Source organism: Labilibaculum filiforme (assembly GCF_002843315.1).
GTDB lineage: Bacteria > Bacteroidota > Bacteroidia > Bacteroidales > Marinifilaceae > Labilibaculum > Labilibaculum filiforme.
Genome location: NZ_MVDD01000004.1, coordinates 327,048 through 342,741, shown reverse-complemented (window position 1 = coordinate 342,741; position 15,694 = coordinate 327,048). Strand labels below are relative to the sequence as shown.

Below are 15,694 nucleotides of genomic sequence, written 5' to 3'. Positions count from 1 at the left end.
TTATTTTTTGCAGATTAAGTTGGTGATTTCGCCATAGAACCACCACGAAACATGAATTCCTTTTCGGGTGTTTACTGCTGTATATATGCTTGTTGTAAATTCGGCCAGATTAAGCAGGAAAGCAGTAATTAGATAGGAAATGTAGTGGTTGGTAATGGGTTGGGAATCAAATAGAATTGCTACGGTCCACCAAAAGCCAAAACTATTTACAAATAGTAAAGAGAACTGCGAAAGTAAAGCTTGTGTGCAGTGCCAGCGAACAAAGTAGCTTTCTTTTCTATTGGCAATAAAAAAAAAGAAAGTGGCAATTAAATTGAAAATGGGGAGAGGTAATCCTACTACCATCGCAGCAAGCGAAATCACATAGCTGTTCGAAGCTTTTTCGGCTTCATGTTCTTGTACTTCGTAAGGGAATTTACCGGGGCTCATATGTCTTTATAAATGTTCCAAATCCAATTTAATAGAACTAAGCCGATGAGAGGTACTGCAACGGCTTTTTGCTTTATAATGCGCTCTGCTTGCTTGTAGAAATGGTAAAAGCTATCCTTTTTTAATAAATAATCAATACAAATCCAAATCGGACTTACCATCATAATTAAAAATAGAAGGAAGCCAATTGGATTGAAAAGAAAAGCCTGTTCTATCTTGCCATGAAGCAAAGATAAAACAGACCTTGTTGACCCGCAGGAAGGACAGGGAATGCTAGTTACTTTTTTAAACAAACAAACATTTACTTCCTTCGAAAGAAATTCGCTTTCGTTTGTCAGGTTGAGAAATAACCATAAATATCCCACTAAACATGCTCCAATTAGTAGGGCATAAAGCCGATTCCTGCTTACTATCATTTAAGCTAGTGCTTGCATTAATTTAGTCATGTTTTTTCCTTTTGCTGCGCCCATAATTAGGAACCAATCGACTAAGGTCCAAATTCCAAGGCCACCACATGTTATCAATTTACCAATTCCCAATCCTGTATCGCCCAAAAAGAAACGATCAATACCCAATGTTCCACCTAGTAAGGAAACGATTAAACTTGTTGTTGGATCTTTAAAAGAGATAGATTGAACAACTGACCATTTGGATTCATCAGCATTTTTTAAGCTTTCTCTGATTCCTATGATTTGGTGACTTTCGAAATATTTTCCGTAGGTCATGATAAACATGTCAACTTTTTGTGATTCCATAGTGTAAAATTAGATTTTATAGACCTACTCGTATGGCTTTTCGGATGCGCCCTATTTTTAAAGTGGTATTCGATTCCACTTGAATTTTATTTTGTAAAAATAAAAGATGCTAAAGTATGAAAATCATTTTTTGTAACATACTAAAAAGATAAATAAATGGCTATTCTGTGAGGTTTTGGTGATTATTTTCAATTTTTTTTGGAAGAACGCAAGTTTATTTGTGATTGGGTGTCTAAGCAATTAAATTCACATACCGTATCGAAGTATTTTTACTATGACCGAAAAGGAGTTAGTTGAACAACTTAAATCTGGAAATGAAACTGCATTTCGCCAGCTTGTCGAGACATATCAGGCAATGGTGGTGAATACGGCTATGGGGATGCTTCACAATAAAACAGATGCCGAAGATGTTGCACAGGATGTTTTTATTCAAGTGTACCATGCAATAAATGAATTTAGAAGGGAGTCAAGTTTAAAAACTTGGTTGTATCGAATCACAATTACACGAAGTTTAAATACAATTCGGTCGAATAAAAGAAGAAAATTTCTTCATCGAATCGAAGACTTTTTTCAGACGAAGAAGGAGGAAATTAGTGAGGAGGCAAGTTTTATAAACCCCGATCGATATTTGGAGGAAAAAGATCATGCGAAGGCAATTCATGCGGCCTTGGATGCTTTGCCCGAAAATCAGAAAATTGCTTTTACATTAAGCAAGTACGAGGAATTAAGTTATGCGGAAATTGCTGATTTAATGCAAGTTTCAAAATCGTCGGTAGAGTCATTGCTATTTCGTGCGAAAACGAATTTACAGAAAAAATTGATCGATTATTATAAAAATTTTAAGAAGTAGCGCAAGTATTTTTAATCCCTGGTGTCCAATACTTAAAATAAGACAAATGAAATGCAAAACGGTAAATAGCAAATTAATTTTTTATCTGGAGAAAGAACTCTTGAAGGATGAAATGGTACTGGTAGAAAATCATTTGTCGACTTGTAACCGGTGTTCCGAACATTTGGCGCTATTAAAGAATGCCATGGGAGTTATCGATAAGGAAAAAATGCAAGCAGTAAATCCTTATTTTCTTTCCAAAACACTAAACCGATGGAAAGAGGAGCAAGAGGAAAGCTCTTCGCCTGTGTTTACAAGAGTAGTAATGCCGGCGTTACTAGGTTTGGTTTTTCTGATGGCGATTGGATCGGGTATTTTTATGGGAGCAAATTTTGCTAAGGATTCGGAAAATTTGCAACAATCGAATGTAATCGATCCTTATTTTAATGAAATAGATAGCGAAACCATTGAATTGTTCTTTTTAAATGATGGATATCATGAATAACACAAAGAAATTTTGGATGTGGTTGGCTTTTATCTTGTTGGCAATTAATTTGTCTACAATAGGCTCGTTCTGGTATCATATGCAAAAAGAGCAGCCAGTAGCGGATAGTAATGTAGAATTGCCAGATGAATTCAGAACCAGATTTTTGAAGGAGCAATTAGGATTAGATGAGGAGACGCGGATTGTTTTTCGTACCCTAAATAGGAAGTACAATCAGGATGCAAATCAAATTATGAAGGAGTTGAATGGACTAAGAAAGGAAATGGTGCAGCAATTGGGAACAAAAAATTGCGATACTCTGGAACTGAAAAATATTGCCGGTTTAATAGGTAGTAAACATCAGGAGTTGAAATTGGTAACCGTTCAGTTTTATTTGGATATGAAGAGTGAATTGAATGAGGAGCAACAAATGAAACTTTATGATTTGTTTAGTAGTTTATTACAAAAAGAAGTGGAAGTAAAACCACCACAAGGCCGAAGAAAAGGCTGGGGGCGTGGCAATGGTCCTGGCGGTAGATATCAATAGCATTTAATTATAACAATTCTTTTTTGGAAGTGATTTGTATTGCATCCTGGGAGAAGTATGTCAAAAAATAACAAAAAATGAAGATCATGAAAACACAAAATTTAATTAAAAAGCTTGGATTACTGCTCTTAGTAATCGTATTCACAATTCCTGCAGTTAGCAGTTTTGCACAAAACAGACGTGGAACGAATGATTGTTGTCAAATATCAAATTTAACGGTGGAGCAGAATCAACAATTGGCTGATTTAAGAGCAAGTCATTTACAAGTTATGGATGCTTTGCGTACCGAAAGAAGGGCTGCAACAAGTGTAAATGCTCGGGAAATTGTGAGAGAGAAAATGCTGGAAGAACTTAATAGACACACCAATGCCGTAAGTGCCATATTAACTCCTGCACAACGCGAACAATACCTGCAAAACAAAAACTCGAATAGTCAGTTTTATGGAAGAAACGGGAGAAGAGGAAATGCTTGTGCTTATGGGTGCAGACAAGGGAGAAATGGCAGGGGAGCTTATGGGCGTGGAAACTGGTAAGGAATGCTTATTTGTAATGTAAACCGAAAGGGCTGTTGATAGAATATCGATGGCCTTTTTGTAGGCATTGCAAGTGATGATGATTCCTAAAATTTTCCTTAAGTTTGAATTTCGAAAGAATCAAAACAAAAAAAAATAGATATGGAAATTAGAAAAAACGAAACTCAGTTGGTGTGTATTGCAAGATTTATTGCAAAAGAGGGAGAGTCCGATCAGTTGATCAAAAATTTGCATGCTTTACTACTTCCAACTCATCAGGAGGGTGGTTGTATTCGTTACGAACTTAATCAGAGTATTGATAATCCGCATGTTATTACTTTTATCGAGAAGTTTTACGATCAGAAAACTTTTGATTCGCATTGCAATCAAAAATATATAGTCGACTTTTTTAAGGGAGATAAGCCAGATCACGTAAAGGAATTTGACGTGAGTTTGCACAAAGAAATATTAAAATAGGGAGGTATTATTGAGTTTAAGTACCCAGCGTTCTTCGTACTTCCACTTTCTAGTAAAGAAATATTGAAAAAAGAAAAGAGGCAAACCGATCTGATTTGAGAAAATTTCGGTTCACCTCTTTTTGGTTCCTTTAAATACAGCTCGAAAAAAGCTGTAGGTAAAGGAATACTAATTTGCTTTGATCCATGCTTGACCCACTTTTAAAATTGTACGACCAGCAACGTCGTTAATAATAATTGCAGCCATCATATACCAAGCGCATAATGCACAAATAATAAGTTCGTATCCTGCTACTACGTTTAATATTGGGAATCCGAAATGTCCTAAATCCAAAAGAATAAAGCCAATTACCAAAGTTGTAAAGGTAGTTGCCATTGCTGCATGAATAAAGAAAGATGCCACCCATAAAATAAGGGTAAATAATGTCCAGGCTAATAGGTAATATCCTACATCAGTAGTCGATGATTTGTATACTCCGTAAAAATTCATCAACCAGATAAGTCCTAAGCCAATCCAAAAAGATCCGTAACCTGCAAATGCTGCAAAACCAAAATTGTTTCCATTTTTGTGTTCCAGCATGCCAGCCATAAGCTGTGCGAATCCACCAAAAACAAAACCCATTGCAACAACCGGACCTAGTCCACACAAGCCTATGTTGTGAAATTGCAATAAAAGGGTTGTCAATCCAAACCCGCCAAGTCCGACTACCGCCGGATTACCTAATTTACCGTTACTCATCTTTATATTTTATTTCTAATTTTTCCGACCGCAAAACTAACAATTTGATCAAAAGACTAGTACTCTGTGTAAGTAGTTATAAAACATGCTTTTAGGGAGATGTTTTGTTTTGGAATCTGTAAGATCTTGATAGTTAATGGGTAAGCATCTTTTTTGTGGAGGAAATAGAGATTTATTCCTCTAAAAATGTGTACAAAAGGTCTGAAAAAGAGGAGAGAAGACTCCAAATAAAAAAAACCTTATGCACAAGCTGTGCATAAGGATTAGTAATGATTTTTTTTGAAGTATTTTAAAATTTATAAGTAAACATAGAGCTTCACATATCAGCAGCACGTAAAAAGGAGTGATTCGCTATCTACTGCTTAATTCTAGTTCTTTGGTCGAAATTTCACGCATTTCAATTTTACGGATTTTTCCGGTAACGGTAATTGGAAATTCGTTTGTGAATTTAAAGTACTTAGGAATTTTATAAGTAGCAATTTGTCCTTTGCAGTAATTTCTAAGCTCTTCTTCCGAAGCCGATTTTCCTTCCTTAAATTTTACCCATGCCATTACCACTTCGCCGTATTTGTAATCGGGTACGCCTATTACATATACTTCGCTGATACTTTCGTGAGAATGAAAAAATTCTTCTATTTCGAAGGGAGAAATGTTTTCTCCACCTCGAATAATCATATCTTTTATTCTACCCGTAATGCTAACGTAACCTTCTTCGTCCATGCTTGCCAAATCGCCGGTATGCATCCAACCGGCATCATCAATTACCGATTTGGTGGCTTCTTCGTTGTTCCAATATTTAAGCATTACTGAATAACCTCGCGTACAAAATTCGCCAGCTTCACCACGTTCAACAATCTTTCCCGTTTCCGGATCAACAATTTTTATTTCCTGATGAGGATGAACACGACCAACCGTACCCACTCGTTTGCTTAGCTTATCGTTTACAAATGTTTGAGTGGAAACAGGAGAGGTTTCTGTCATTCCGTAGCAAATGGCTACTTCTTTCATGTTCATTTTTTCCTGTACTTCGAGCATCGCTTTTTCCGGACAAGAAGCTCCAGCCATAATTCCGGTGCGCAAACTGCTTAGGTCGTACTTTTTAAAATTAGGATGTTCTAATTCCGCAATAAACATTAAAGGAACTCCATACAGCGAGGTACATTTCTCGTTCTGAACAGTTTGTAAAACGGTTTCAGCATCGAAAGCTTCACCTGGAATAACCATTGCGGCACCGTGCGTAATACAAGCCAAATTTCCCAATACCATTCCAAAGCAGTGGTAAAAAGGCACAGGAATACAAACCCGGTCGTTTTCGTTGTAATGCAAACGCTCGCCAATAAAATAGCCGTTGTTTAAAATATTATGATGTGTTAAAGTTGCACCTTTTGGAAATCCCGTTGTTCCCGAAGTATATTGAATATTAATTGGATCATCAAATTGCAAGTGCTTTTCAATTTTTTCAATTTGAATGGTGTTAATTCTTTTTCCTGCTTCGATTAAAGCATGCCAGTCGCGATCCAATATCACAATTTGTTTTAGGTGAATACACGACTGCCTAACTTCCTGAATAATTTCGAAATAGTTCGTTTTTCGGAAGCCTTCCGACATGATTAATAGACTAATTTCAGATTGACGAAGTGCAAATTTAAGTTCTTTAGCTTTATATGCGGGATTTACGTTTACCAGAATTGCTCCAATTCGTGCAGTAGCAAATTGTACAATTACCCATTCGTGTCGGTTTGGCGACCATATTCCCACACGATCTCCTTTTTCTACACCAAAGGCAAGTAATCCTTTCGCAACATCCTCAATTTGTTGCCAAAACTCCTTATAGCTTGCGCGATAATTCTGATAAGGAACAATTAGAGCATCTCGATCGCCAAATAATTCGACTGTTTTGCGAAGACGCTCAATAATTGTTTCGCCTAAAAGAGGCAAGTTCGAGCTACCATGCTCGTACGATAGTTTGTTCATTCTTTTCAGTTTATAGGAGCTAATTGAACACAATTAACCCGTGATGCAATTATTTTATAATACATCAATTAACAATTGAAAAACCATCTTTCGTTCGTTCACCGGAACCGGTGCAACTTTTTTGATTAGGAAGTAATATAGTTGTGTTGGAGTGTGAACTCCTTGTTTTAATATGGGCGCAATTTATAAAAAATATTTTAGCAGACAATAATTGTATTTGTGATAGAGAACATAGATTTACTATTTGCTTATTTCATTCTAAATACAGAGAAATGGCGGTTTAAAGTCGTATTAGTGGAAAAAGGAAGCCCTATTCATTTTCCCAAACAATTGTTTTAATATCTTCCCAATAGGGACCAAATTGTATTTCTGAAATTACACAGTTATCGATCCATAGATGTAAATTTTTATTGCGGAAAAAGATCAATTCATGGGTTGGAAACTCCTCCGAATAAACATCTTCAAATTCATATTCTCCGAGTTGGAAGTGTTCTAATTCATCCAGAAGCATGCTTTTACTTAACCCAAGTTTAATAAACTGAAAAATACTATAACGGCTATCCAACACCGAAATGTAGCTCAGTTTGTATTGGTCAATCGATTCAAAGGTAAAGCTAAGTCCTTTCTCATGGTAGAAAAGACTTACACTTCCTTCGTTTGGTGCAAGAGAATATTCCTTAACATCATCTGGGTTTCCCAGTATTTTTTCTACTTCGGCTCTAAGCATTCCAAATTGAATATTTAGAATTCCTTTTCCCAGTATAATGTCATTTTTATTCATGTTTTTATTTTTCGAATGGATATTTTAAACCGATTTGTGATCTCACCTGATCCATAATTGATAAAATTCTTTTGCTTTTTAGTTGAGGAACTACAGCACTTTCGGTTGCGCCATTGTTTAGTAATTCATTTACAGCGTATGCTTCATGATTGTATCCAAGCTGTTTATCGGTATCAATAAACTCTAATTGTTCTTCCTCACTAATTAAGAATGCTTTTTTGGCCATCCAAAACTGAGGAATTTCAATGCGTCCTTTTGTACCATATATAACAGCTTCATTTTTAAGTTCGCACACAAACGAGCTTGAAATTTGAGCCATTCCTCCGCATTTGTATTTTAGTTGAATACTATTATAATCATCAACTCCAGTTTCCGAAAAATGAGCCATTGACTGAATACTTTCCACCTCATTATCAAACACCAATTCAGCCATGGCGATGCCATATATTCCAATATCCAATAAAGCTCCACCTGCAAGATCCGGATTTGCTAATCGCATTTTTTCATCCATATCACCAGGAAAACCAAAACTAAGCTGAACCTGTTTTATGTCTCCAATTTTTCCTTCCTGAATCCAACTCACTACTTGCTGTATAGCAGGTAAGTAGTAGGTCCAAATAGCTTCCATAAAAAACAGATTCTTTTCTTTTGCAAGATTTTGAAGGATAGCAAACTCGGCAGAGTTTACGGTAACTGGTTTTTCGCACAAAACAGATTTGCCGTTGTTTAGGCAAAGCATGGCATGTTCTAAATGAAAATTGTGTGGTGTAGCGATATAAACGACATCAATTTCCGAATCTTTTACCATTTCATCGTACGAGGAATAGGCTTTTGGAATTTTAAATTCCCGAGCAAATTCATTCGATCGATTTGCCGATCTCGATGCCACCGCACTAATTATTCCATTGTTTACTACTTTAAAGTCATCTGCAAATTTCTTTGCAATTCTGCCTGCACCTAAAATTCCCCAATTAATAGTCATAAAAACAAGTGTTTATTTTTTAATTCATCAGAATGATAATAAAATTCGGATGAAAAATTACGATTCAGATAAAATTACTGATTTTTAAATATAAGCTTTTGTGTTAAAAGGAGAAATGAAAAAGCAGTATAGTTTTTCTTGTGTAATGGATGGTATTTTAGTATTACTAAATAAAATATAAGATTTATTTAGCTGATAATAAGAGTTGTGTCGTTTTTTGCGAGGTTTGTTTCTTTCTATTTATGCTTACTGTTACCGGGCTAAGCTAAGAGGAAATTTTTCTAAATAGTTAAAAAATGTTTATCAAGCCGTTCAAAATGTCTATTTTTATGCTTTCAAAATCAAAACGTAAACGAATGGCTATAAATTTTCGAGCTACTGAATATATTCTGGAGTCTCTTGAAACAGGGAAGAAATTTGAAGACGAGGGTTGGACTTTAGATGCGCCAGCAGAAGAGAAAGCTTGTTTAATAAGAACAAAGTATCAAAAAAAGCAATTGGAGCTGAAGGATAGCTCGTTGGGAATTTACAAATTTGCCGATTGGTTGCCAATTTATAGAATATTGGAAGGATCGTCGGCTCCTGCAACTTATAAAAGTGAAGGATTGTCTAAATACCTTGGTCTGGAAAATTTATATATCACATTTAGTGGATATTGGCCGGAAAAAGGAGCCAATTTTAGAACCTGCTCTTTTAAAGAAACAGAGGCATTTTCGGTAAGTGGACGATTGAGTGATACAGGAAAAGTTCTTGTGGTGGCTTCTGCGGGAAATACAGCACGTGCATTTGCAAGAGTGTGTTCCGATAATAACATTCCTTTGCTTCTTTGTGTTCCTGAGGATAATATTGATGCTCTGTGGTTCGACGAGCCAATTAAGGAGAATGTGAAATTAATTGCTACAAAATCGGGAAGCGATTATTTCGATGCAATTCATTTGTCGAATTTAGCTTGTCAGTTAGAGGGATTCATAACCGAAGGTGGTGCTAAGAATGTTGCCCGTCGCGATGGAATGGGAACCACTGTTCTTTCTGCAGTAAGCGAAATTGGTAAAATTCCTGATTATTATTTCCAGGCGGTAGGTAGTGGAACAGGAGCAATTGCGGCTTGGGAAGCCAACCTTCGATTTATTGAAGATGGTCGTTTTGGTTCCAATAAAATGAAATTGATGGTATCGCAGAATACTCCTTTTTTGCCAATGTACGATGCATGGAAGGTAGATTCGAGAGATATTTTGCCTTTAGATGATAATTTGGCCAGAAAGCAGGTAGAAGAAATTGTTGCTAAAGTATTGTCGAACCGGAAACCTCCTTACTCTATTGTTGGTGGCCTGTTTGATGCAATGAAGGATGCTGGTGGCGATGTTTTAAAAGCGACTAATGAAGAAGCTTTAGAAGCAGCTAAAATATTCGAAAAAACAGAGGGGAATGATATTCATCCGGCAGCAGCGGTTGCCGTAGCTAGTTTAATTAAATATGTACAGGAAGGAAATATCAATAAAAAGGCATGTATCATGTTAAACATAACCGGTGGAGGAGAAGAGCGCTTCAAAAGAGAAAAAGAGGTTTGTTATTTGAAACCATCTCATATTTTCGATATTAACCCCGATTTAAATTCATTAAAAGAGGTTTTAGATAAGCTCTTTAAAATAGAATCATCAGAAATAATATAAATAGAAGCAGGCTTTCGAGCCTGCTTTTTTATTTTCTTACAATATTGGTGATTATCTGCTTTTAAACAAACAGATTTGTAGTTCTTGCTCGTAAGTTATTTAGAATTATTGGTCTTTTTTTGTTTCTCGTGAAGTCATATCGAATGGAGCAATTTCTAAATTTTTGGTGTAATTGTAACCCAATTCGAAAATGTCTTCGGCATGATTACCATTTAATATTTCATACTCTCGTAGTCCGGTTGGTTCAATAAATAAGGAACATTTTTCTTTGTGTCGGATGATATTGGAGTGAACCCCCAGCTGAAAGGTTCGGGAGGCAACCTGCACTAAATTATCAAACTTTTCAATTTTATGAACCGGACTCACATTAACTGCAATAATAACATCGCATTTTTGCAGCAAGGGAGAAATTGGAAGGTTGTCGAAAAGCCCACCGTCGGAGTACATTTTGCCATCGATTACAACAGGAGCAAACAGTACCGGAATACTTGCCGAGGCTAATATATAGTTGGTTAAATCTCCTTCTTTAATATATTCAACTCTGCCATCGTTTAGGTTCGATACGGCTATAAACATTGGAATTTTTAAGTTTTCAATTTTCTTTATTTTAATATGTTTCTTAAGATCCTGTTTTAAGCCATCCAAACTAAATAAGCCAAATTTTGGATAATGTAATTTAGAGTAGGCCAAAAGTGTTTTATTTTTTAGAATTTTTAAGGTTTTGTCATAGGTATATCCCGAAGCTATAAAGGCACCAATTATTGCTCCTGCACTTACTCCTGAAATAAGATCTGGTCGTATTCCTTTCTCTTCCAATGCCTTTAGTACGCCTAAATGAGCAAAGCCTCGAATACCACCTCCTCCTAATGCAATTCCTATTTTCATTTGCTAATCTAATTTAAATGTTGGATTGTAAATTATGCCGATCACATTTCCCCAAGGATCTATTACGCTGGCTACCCAGATCTCTCCACCTACATTTGTTGGTTTTTCGTGAATAGCTGCACCCGCGTTTAATAAATGCGAAAATGCTTTATTTATATCTTTAACACCCCAGTAGGAGAGGATGTTATCTGTTTTAGGAGAGCTTGGTTCGCTTTCGGGAAGTAAGCCAAGCTCATAACCAGCAATCGAGAATCCAACGTAAAAATCTTCGTCAAAATAGGGAGCGGTATTGAATGCTTTGGAATACCATGTTTTTGCTTTTGTTAGATCAGTTGTTTTGTAAATAGTAGTTCGTAAACCTAAAAAATGTTTTTTCATATCAACGGATTAAGTAAGAGGGTAACGAGTGAAGTATAGTTTGTAAAAATTTAAGTAATATTTTTATAAAATACTCAATTGATTCTAATTAATCTATTTTTAATGTCGCGTTTTTTACAAAAAAGAGCTTACCGTTTCGATAAGCTCCCCACCTTATTAGTCGTTCTAATTCTTGATTGCTCCTTGAATAATTTCATCGACTACCGAAGTGTCTAAAAGAGTGGATATGTCACCAAAACTCGAGTGATTTCCTTCCGCAATTTTTCGGAGTATTCGTCGCATAATTTTACCCGATCTAGTTTTGGGCAGGCTTTTCACAAGTTGTATTCGATCGGGTTTTGCAATTGGTCCAATTATTTTGCTTACTCCTTTTCGAATACTGCTCTTAATACCTTCTTCGCCGCCAGCTGATAGTTCGCCACAAACCACAAAAGCATAAATTCCTTGCCCTTTAATATCATGAGGAAAGCCGACAACTGCCGATTCATTTACCAATGGGTGTTCGTTGATCGCATTCTCAACTTCTGCAGTTCCCATTCGGTGTCCCGATACATTAATAACATCATCAACGCGACCTAAAATTCGATAGTAGCCATCTTCATCCCGTTTTACTCCATCTCCCGAGAAATAAAGATTATCATAGGTGCTAAAATAGGTCTTTTTAAATCGCTCATGATCTCCCCAAATGGTTCTTAGCATTCCAGGCCATGGATATTTAATGCATAAATTTCCTTCCACGCTTTTGCCAGATAGCTCTTTTCCTTCTGCATCAACAATAATTGGTTGAATGCCTGGGAGAGGTAAGGTTGCAAAGGAAGGTTTGGTAGGAATGATTCCTGCAATGGGGCTAATTGCAATTCCACCAGTTTCGGTCTGCCACCAAGTATCTACAATTGGACATCTGTTTTTTCCAACATGATCGTGATACCAATGCCATGCTTCTTCATTAATAGGTTCTCCAACGGTTCCCAAAACCTTTAAGGAGCTAAGATTCTTATTTTCAATATATTCCTGTCCCATCGACATAAGGGATCGGATGGCGGTAGGAGCGGTGTAAAATTGAGCAACCCCATATTTATTTACGATATCCCAATATCTACCTGCATCAGGATAAGTGGGTATTCCCTCAAACATCATTGTTGTAGCTCCATTTAATAGGGGACCGTAAACAATGTAAGAGTGTCCGGTAATCCAACCTATATCAGCAGAACAAAAGTAGATATCCCCATCGCTGTATTGAAAAACGTTTTTAAAAGTATAGGCGGTGTACACCATATATCCGCCACAGGTATGAACAATTCCTTTTGGTTTGTCGGTAGAGCCGGATGTGTATAGTATGAATAAACTATCTTCTGCATCCATTACTTCTGCTTCGTGCATTTCGTCGGCATTTGCCATGCATTCGTGCCACCATATATCTATTTTATTATGGAAGCTTATTTTTGAATTGGTTCGCTGTACTACAATTACTTTTTTTATACTCGGGCACTTTTCTACAGCTTCATCAACAATATCTTTAATTGGAATTATTTTACTTCCTCGATATCCACCATCCGATGTGATTACCATTTTAGCATCCGCATCAATAATTCTATCTGCAAGAGAATTTGCCGAGAATCCCGCAAAAACGATAGAATGAATGGCTCCAATTCTTGCACAAGCAAGCATGGCAATTGTTAATTCGGGAATCATAGGCATGTAAAATGCAATCCGATCTCCCTTTTTAATTCCTTGTTGAAGCAATACGTTAGCGAATTTTTTAACCTCTATAAATAGTTCAGTATAGCTAAGAATTCTATTTTCATCCTTGGGGTCGTTAGGTTCCCAGATTATTGCGGGTTGATTGCCTCGTGTGAAGAGATGTCTTTCGAAAATGTTTTCAGTAATGTTCATTTTTCCATTAACGAACCAATTAATTCGAGGTTCAGAAAAGTTCCAATCTAATATTTTATCCCATTTTTTTCTCCAAAAAAAACTTTCTGCAATTCTACTCCAAAACTCTTCTGGTTTTGCTACACTCTTTTGATACTCATGGATGTATCCTCCCAGAGTGCTGATTTTATCTATCATGTGTAATAGTATTAGGTTATTAGCTTAAATGTACATATCTCAATATATGAAATTCTGTATTCTCTGCCCAATATTTTTTTTTGGCAATATTCGCAGGGTAAAAAAAGAAAGGAAAACGAAAAGTTGCCACGATTAAAATGATATTTTACTATATTACCATGTAAATAAGAAATGACTCTTGGTTTTCAAGGGTTTTTTAATTGGAATATAAAAGGGAATAATGAGTAATAAAAAAATGGTAGTTATTGTTCTGTCGCTAATTTTGATTTTATCGATTAGTGCAGTATTGGTCATTAATGGTTTTCCGGAATTAACACCTAACTGGAGTGTAGAATCGAAGTCGATACTTAAGCAGTACATTAAGTTATTTGGCTTTTTAAGTGTAATGGGATTGGTTTATATTCTAGTTGAAGGATTGAAAATGGCAAAAGTGCAGGAGCAAGAAATTGAGGATGAAATTAAATAATTTTTTCTGCGATTTTAACAGAATAAGAATGAATTGTGAAAGTCTTGATTTTGTTGAAGTTTCGGATGGTTATTAAAAAAAAAATAGTTCTTAAGTGATTTTTTTTTTTTGAAGAGGACATTTCTTTGAAAAAATGTTTTTATTTGCAAATTAAGGCAGTTAGTAACAACAAAAATATTTTATGATTACGTAGATGAAAAACACCTATTTTGATTTGATTGAGCAAAGCTATTATTTCCCACAGGAAGGCTTTGATTTACGCGATGATTATCTCACCTTTCAAGGTATTTCTATGAAATATCTTATAGAAAAACATGGTACTCCATTTAGATTTTTTTACCTTCCTCGAATAGGAGACCAAATAAAAAAAGCCAGAAATCTTTTTAATAAGGCGATCAAAAAAAACAATTACGCTGGTAGTTATCACTATTGTTATTGCACAAAATGTAATCACTTTGCTCATGTAATTGGAGAAGCGTTAAAGCACAATGTTAATCTTGAAACTTCTTCAGCTTTTGATATTGATTTGATTTTGAATCTTTACCGGGAGAAAAAAATCGATTTGAATCGAATAATTGTTCATAATGGATATAAAACGGACGATTATCTGAAAAAAATCCTGGATATGCAGGAGGTTGGTTTTAAAAATAGTATTATCATTTTTGATAGTGTACAGGAATTAGATAGACTGGAAATAATTGCTAAGGATCGAGTTGTTAAAATCGGTTTAAGAATGGCGATTAATGAGGAATCTCAATCGGCTTATTATACTTCCAGAATGGGAATTCGAAGTAACGAAATTATTAACTTCTATCATGATAGGATCAAAAATAATCCTAAGTTCGAGCTTAAAATGCTTCACTTTTTTGTGGATTCAGGAATTAAGGATAGTTTGTACTATTGGGGTGAATTTCAGAAGGCATTAAAGGTATATACCGAATTAAAAAAGGATAGCGAAAGTTTGGACTCATTTAATTTGGGTGGAGGTTTTCCAATTCGTAATCATCTAGGATTCGAATACCATTACGAATACATGATTAATGAAATTATTGCTAATATTAAAGATGCTTGTACAAAGGATGAAATTCCAGAGCCAAACATCTATACCGAATTTGGTAAGTATACTGTTGGTGAGAGTGGCGCAATTGTATTTAAAGTGCTGGAACAGAAACAACAAAACGATACTGAATCTTGGTATTTAATAGATAATAGTTTAATGAATACTATTCCGGATGCTTGGTCTATTCACGAGAAATTTATTCTATTGCCTATTAATAAATGGAAAAATGAATATAAGCGGGTAAATATTGGAGGAATTAGCTGTGATCACTCAGATTATTACAATTCCGAAGATTTAAACCAAGAGGTTTTGCTTCCGAGTTACTCCAACGATGAAAAAGAACCATTATATATTGGTTTTTTCCACACAGGAGCGTACCAGGATGCGATTAGTGGATATGGAGGAATTAAACATTGCTTGATTCCATCCCCAAAACATGTAATTATCGACAGAGATGAAAAAGGTAATTTTTTCGATTATGTGTATCGAAATGAACAATCTGCTGATGAAATGTTTAAACTTTTAGGATATAAAAAATAGTACTTGCCTCTCTAGAAATAGAAAGGGACGTGTTTAAAGATATTGCAGAATTGGCACTGCAAGGAGACGAAAGTTTCAAATTTAACTGCCAGATAATATTAAAAGACTTTGCTATAA

Annotated in this window: 18 protein-coding genes; 8 read left to right on the top strand and 10 right to left on the bottom strand. The window is 35.6% G+C overall.

The features are described 5' to 3' along the window. Genes BZG02_RS08160 through BZG02_RS08150 form a run of 3 tightly spaced genes read right to left on the bottom strand, consistent with a single transcriptional unit; the run spans position 1 to position 1,184 of the window. Positions 1 to 429, bottom strand: coding sequence for a magnetosome magnetite crystal formation protein family (locus tag BZG02_RS08160; RefSeq protein ID WP_101260922.1), 429 nt, complete (start codon positions 427 to 429; stop codon positions 1 to 3). After that, on the bottom strand, positions 426 to 845 hold the full coding sequence (locus BZG02_RS21300) for a DUF2752 domain-containing protein (protein ID WP_101260921.1): 420 nt from the start codon (positions 843 to 845) through the stop codon (positions 426 to 428). Before BZG02_RS21300 ends, BZG02_RS08160 begins: the two co-directional genes overlap by 4 nt. Further along, on the bottom strand, positions 846 to 1,184 hold the full coding sequence (locus tag BZG02_RS08150; RefSeq protein ID WP_101260920.1) for a TM2 domain-containing protein: 339 nt from the start codon (positions 1,182 to 1,184) through the stop codon (positions 846 to 848). It abuts the gene before it with no gap. Between the two features lie 274 nt (positions 1,185 to 1,458). Here BZG02_RS08150 and BZG02_RS08145 point away from each other — a divergent pair, with 274 nt between their 5' ends. The 5 genes from BZG02_RS08145 (at position 1,459) to BZG02_RS08125 (ending at position 4,033) form a co-directional block, all read left to right on the top strand. Further along, on the top strand, positions 1,459 to 2,034 hold the full coding sequence (locus tag BZG02_RS08145; RefSeq protein ID WP_101260919.1) for an RNA polymerase sigma factor: 576 nt from the start codon (positions 1,459 to 1,461) through the stop codon (positions 2,032 to 2,034). A gap of 46 nt (positions 2,035 to 2,080) precedes the next feature. Next, the gene (locus BZG02_RS08140; RefSeq protein WP_101260918.1) at positions 2,081 to 2,518 is read left to right on the top strand and encodes an anti-sigma factor family protein; all 438 of its coding nucleotides are present in this window, start codon (positions 2,081 to 2,083) and stop codon (positions 2,516 to 2,518) included. Then, positions 2,511 to 3,044: a periplasmic heavy metal sensor gene (locus tag BZG02_RS08135; protein ID WP_180335669.1), complete on the top strand. Its 534-nt coding sequence runs from the start codon at positions 2,511 to 2,513 to the stop codon at positions 3,042 to 3,044. The genes BZG02_RS08140 and BZG02_RS08135 overlap by 8 nt, the downstream gene beginning before the upstream one ends. Positions 3,045 to 3,130: 86 nt before the next feature. After that, entirely contained in the window at positions 3,131 to 3,577 is a 447-nt protein-coding gene (locus BZG02_RS08130; protein WP_101260916.1) for a hypothetical protein, read from the top strand. 141 nt (positions 3,578 to 3,718) lie between these two features. Then, positions 3,719 to 4,033: a putative quinol monooxygenase gene (locus BZG02_RS08125; RefSeq protein WP_101260915.1), complete on the top strand. Its 315-nt coding sequence runs from the start codon at positions 3,719 to 3,721 to the stop codon at positions 4,031 to 4,033. A gap of 168 nt (positions 4,034 to 4,201) precedes the next feature. Here the strand turns inward: BZG02_RS08125 and BZG02_RS08120 are convergent, their stop codons facing one another. From BZG02_RS08120 to BZG02_RS08105, 4 genes are all read right to left on the bottom strand, one after another. After that, entirely contained in the window at positions 4,202 to 4,771 is a 570-nt protein-coding gene (locus tag BZG02_RS08120; protein ID WP_101260914.1) for an acetate uptake transporter, read from the bottom strand. A gap of 351 nt (positions 4,772 to 5,122) precedes the next feature. Further along, entirely contained in the window at positions 5,123 to 6,745 is a 1,623-nt protein-coding gene (locus BZG02_RS08115) for an AMP-binding protein (RefSeq protein ID WP_101260913.1), read from the bottom strand. A gap of 310 nt (positions 6,746 to 7,055) precedes the next feature. Then, on the bottom strand, positions 7,056 to 7,526 hold the full coding sequence (locus tag BZG02_RS08110; protein ID WP_101260912.1) for a hypothetical protein: 471 nt from the start codon (positions 7,524 to 7,526) through the stop codon (positions 7,056 to 7,058). 4 nt (positions 7,527 to 7,530) lie between these two features. Next, entirely contained in the window at positions 7,531 to 8,508 is a 978-nt protein-coding gene (locus BZG02_RS08105; RefSeq protein WP_101260911.1) for a Gfo/Idh/MocA family protein, read from the bottom strand. Between the two features lie 356 nt (positions 8,509 to 8,864). Here BZG02_RS08105 and BZG02_RS08100 point away from each other — a divergent pair, with 356 nt between their 5' ends. Beyond that, entirely contained in the window at positions 8,865 to 10,178 is a 1,314-nt protein-coding gene (locus BZG02_RS08100; protein WP_180335668.1) for a cysteate synthase, read from the top strand. Between the two features lie 105 nt (positions 10,179 to 10,283). On the opposite strand, the gene BZG02_RS08095 is transcribed toward BZG02_RS08100, so the two are convergent. The 3 genes from BZG02_RS08095 to acs form a co-directional block, all read right to left on the bottom strand. Then, positions 10,284 to 11,063 (bottom strand): patatin-like phospholipase family protein, encoded by a 780-nt coding sequence (locus BZG02_RS08095; protein WP_101260910.1) that lies wholly within the window; start codon positions 11,061 to 11,063, stop codon positions 10,284 to 10,286. Positions 11,064 to 11,066: 3 nt separating this feature from the next. Beyond that, positions 11,067 to 11,441, bottom strand: a complete 375-nt coding sequence (locus BZG02_RS08090) for a VOC family protein (protein ID WP_101260909.1) — start codon at positions 11,439 to 11,441, stop codon at positions 11,067 to 11,069. A gap of 165 nt (positions 11,442 to 11,606) precedes the next feature. Next, positions 11,607 to 13,511, bottom strand: a complete 1,905-nt coding sequence (gene acs / locus BZG02_RS08085) for an acetate--CoA ligase (protein ID WP_101260908.1) — start codon at positions 13,509 to 13,511, stop codon at positions 11,607 to 11,609. Positions 13,512 to 13,731: 220 nt separating this feature from the next. Between acs and BZG02_RS08080 the strand changes: the two genes are divergently transcribed. Both BZG02_RS08080 and BZG02_RS08075 read left to right on the top strand, forming a co-directional pair. Further along, positions 13,732 to 13,977: a hypothetical protein gene (locus BZG02_RS08080; RefSeq protein WP_101260907.1), complete on the top strand. Its 246-nt coding sequence runs from the start codon at positions 13,732 to 13,734 to the stop codon at positions 13,975 to 13,977. 193 nt (positions 13,978 to 14,170) lie between these two features. After that, positions 14,171 to 15,577, top strand: coding sequence for a type III PLP-dependent enzyme domain-containing protein (locus BZG02_RS08075; protein WP_101260906.1), 1,407 nt, complete (start codon positions 14,171 to 14,173; stop codon positions 15,575 to 15,577). The last annotated feature ends 117 nt before the right edge of the window (positions 15,578 to 15,694 follow it).

Excerpts from the sequence above, each read along its gene's own strand:
- BZG02_RS08125 (WP_101260915.1), top strand. The coding sequence starts at position 3,719 with ATGGAAATTAGAAAAAACGAAACTCAGTTGGTGTGTATTGCAAGATTT.
- BZG02_RS21300 (WP_101260921.1), bottom strand. The coding sequence starts at position 845 with ATGATAGTAAGCAGGAATCGGCTTTATGCCCTACTAATTGGAGCATGT.
- BZG02_RS08140 (WP_101260918.1), top strand. The coding sequence starts at position 2,081 with ATGAAATGCAAAACGGTAAATAGCAAATTAATTTTTTATCTGGAGAAA.
- BZG02_RS08145 (WP_101260919.1), top strand. The coding sequence starts at position 1,459 with ATGACCGAAAAGGAGTTAGTTGAACAACTTAAATCTGGAAATGAAACT.
- BZG02_RS08095 (WP_101260910.1), bottom strand. The coding sequence starts at position 11,063 with ATGAAAATAGGAATTGCATTAGGAGGAGGTGGTATTCGAGGCTTTGCT.
- BZG02_RS08150 (WP_101260920.1), bottom strand. The coding sequence starts at position 1,184 with ATGGAATCACAAAAAGTTGACATGTTTATCATGACCTACGGAAAATAT.
- BZG02_RS08080 (WP_101260907.1), top strand. The coding sequence starts at position 13,732 with ATGAGTAATAAAAAAATGGTAGTTATTGTTCTGTCGCTAATTTTGATT.
- BZG02_RS08160 (WP_101260922.1), bottom strand. The coding sequence starts at position 429 with ATGAGCCCCGGTAAATTCCCTTACGAAGTACAAGAACATGAAGCCGAA.
- BZG02_RS08135 (WP_180335669.1), top strand. The coding sequence starts at position 2,511 with ATGAATAACACAAAGAAATTTTGGATGTGGTTGGCTTTTATCTTGTTG.
- BZG02_RS08110 (WP_101260912.1), bottom strand. The coding sequence starts at position 7,526 with ATGAATAAAAATGACATTATACTGGGAAAAGGAATTCTAAATATTCAA.
- BZG02_RS08090 (WP_101260909.1), bottom strand. The coding sequence starts at position 11,441 with ATGAAAAAACATTTTTTAGGTTTACGAACTACTATTTACAAAACAACT.
- acs (WP_101260908.1), bottom strand. The coding sequence starts at position 13,511 with ATGATAGATAAAATCAGCACTCTGGGAGGATACATCCATGAGTATCAA.
- BZG02_RS08075 (WP_101260906.1), top strand. The coding sequence starts at position 14,171 with ATGAAAAACACCTATTTTGATTTGATTGAGCAAAGCTATTATTTCCCA.
- BZG02_RS08100 (WP_180335668.1), top strand. The coding sequence starts at position 8,865 with ATGGCTATAAATTTTCGAGCTACTGAATATATTCTGGAGTCTCTTGAA.
- BZG02_RS08105 (WP_101260911.1), bottom strand. The coding sequence starts at position 8,508 with ATGACTATTAATTGGGGAATTTTAGGTGCAGGCAGAATTGCAAAGAAA.
- BZG02_RS08120 (WP_101260914.1), bottom strand. The coding sequence starts at position 4,771 with ATGAGTAACGGTAAATTAGGTAATCCGGCGGTAGTCGGACTTGGCGGG.
- BZG02_RS08130 (WP_101260916.1), top strand. The coding sequence starts at position 3,131 with ATGAAAACACAAAATTTAATTAAAAAGCTTGGATTACTGCTCTTAGTA.
- BZG02_RS08115 (WP_101260913.1), bottom strand. The coding sequence starts at position 6,745 with ATGAACAAACTATCGTACGAGCATGGTAGCTCGAACTTGCCTCTTTTA.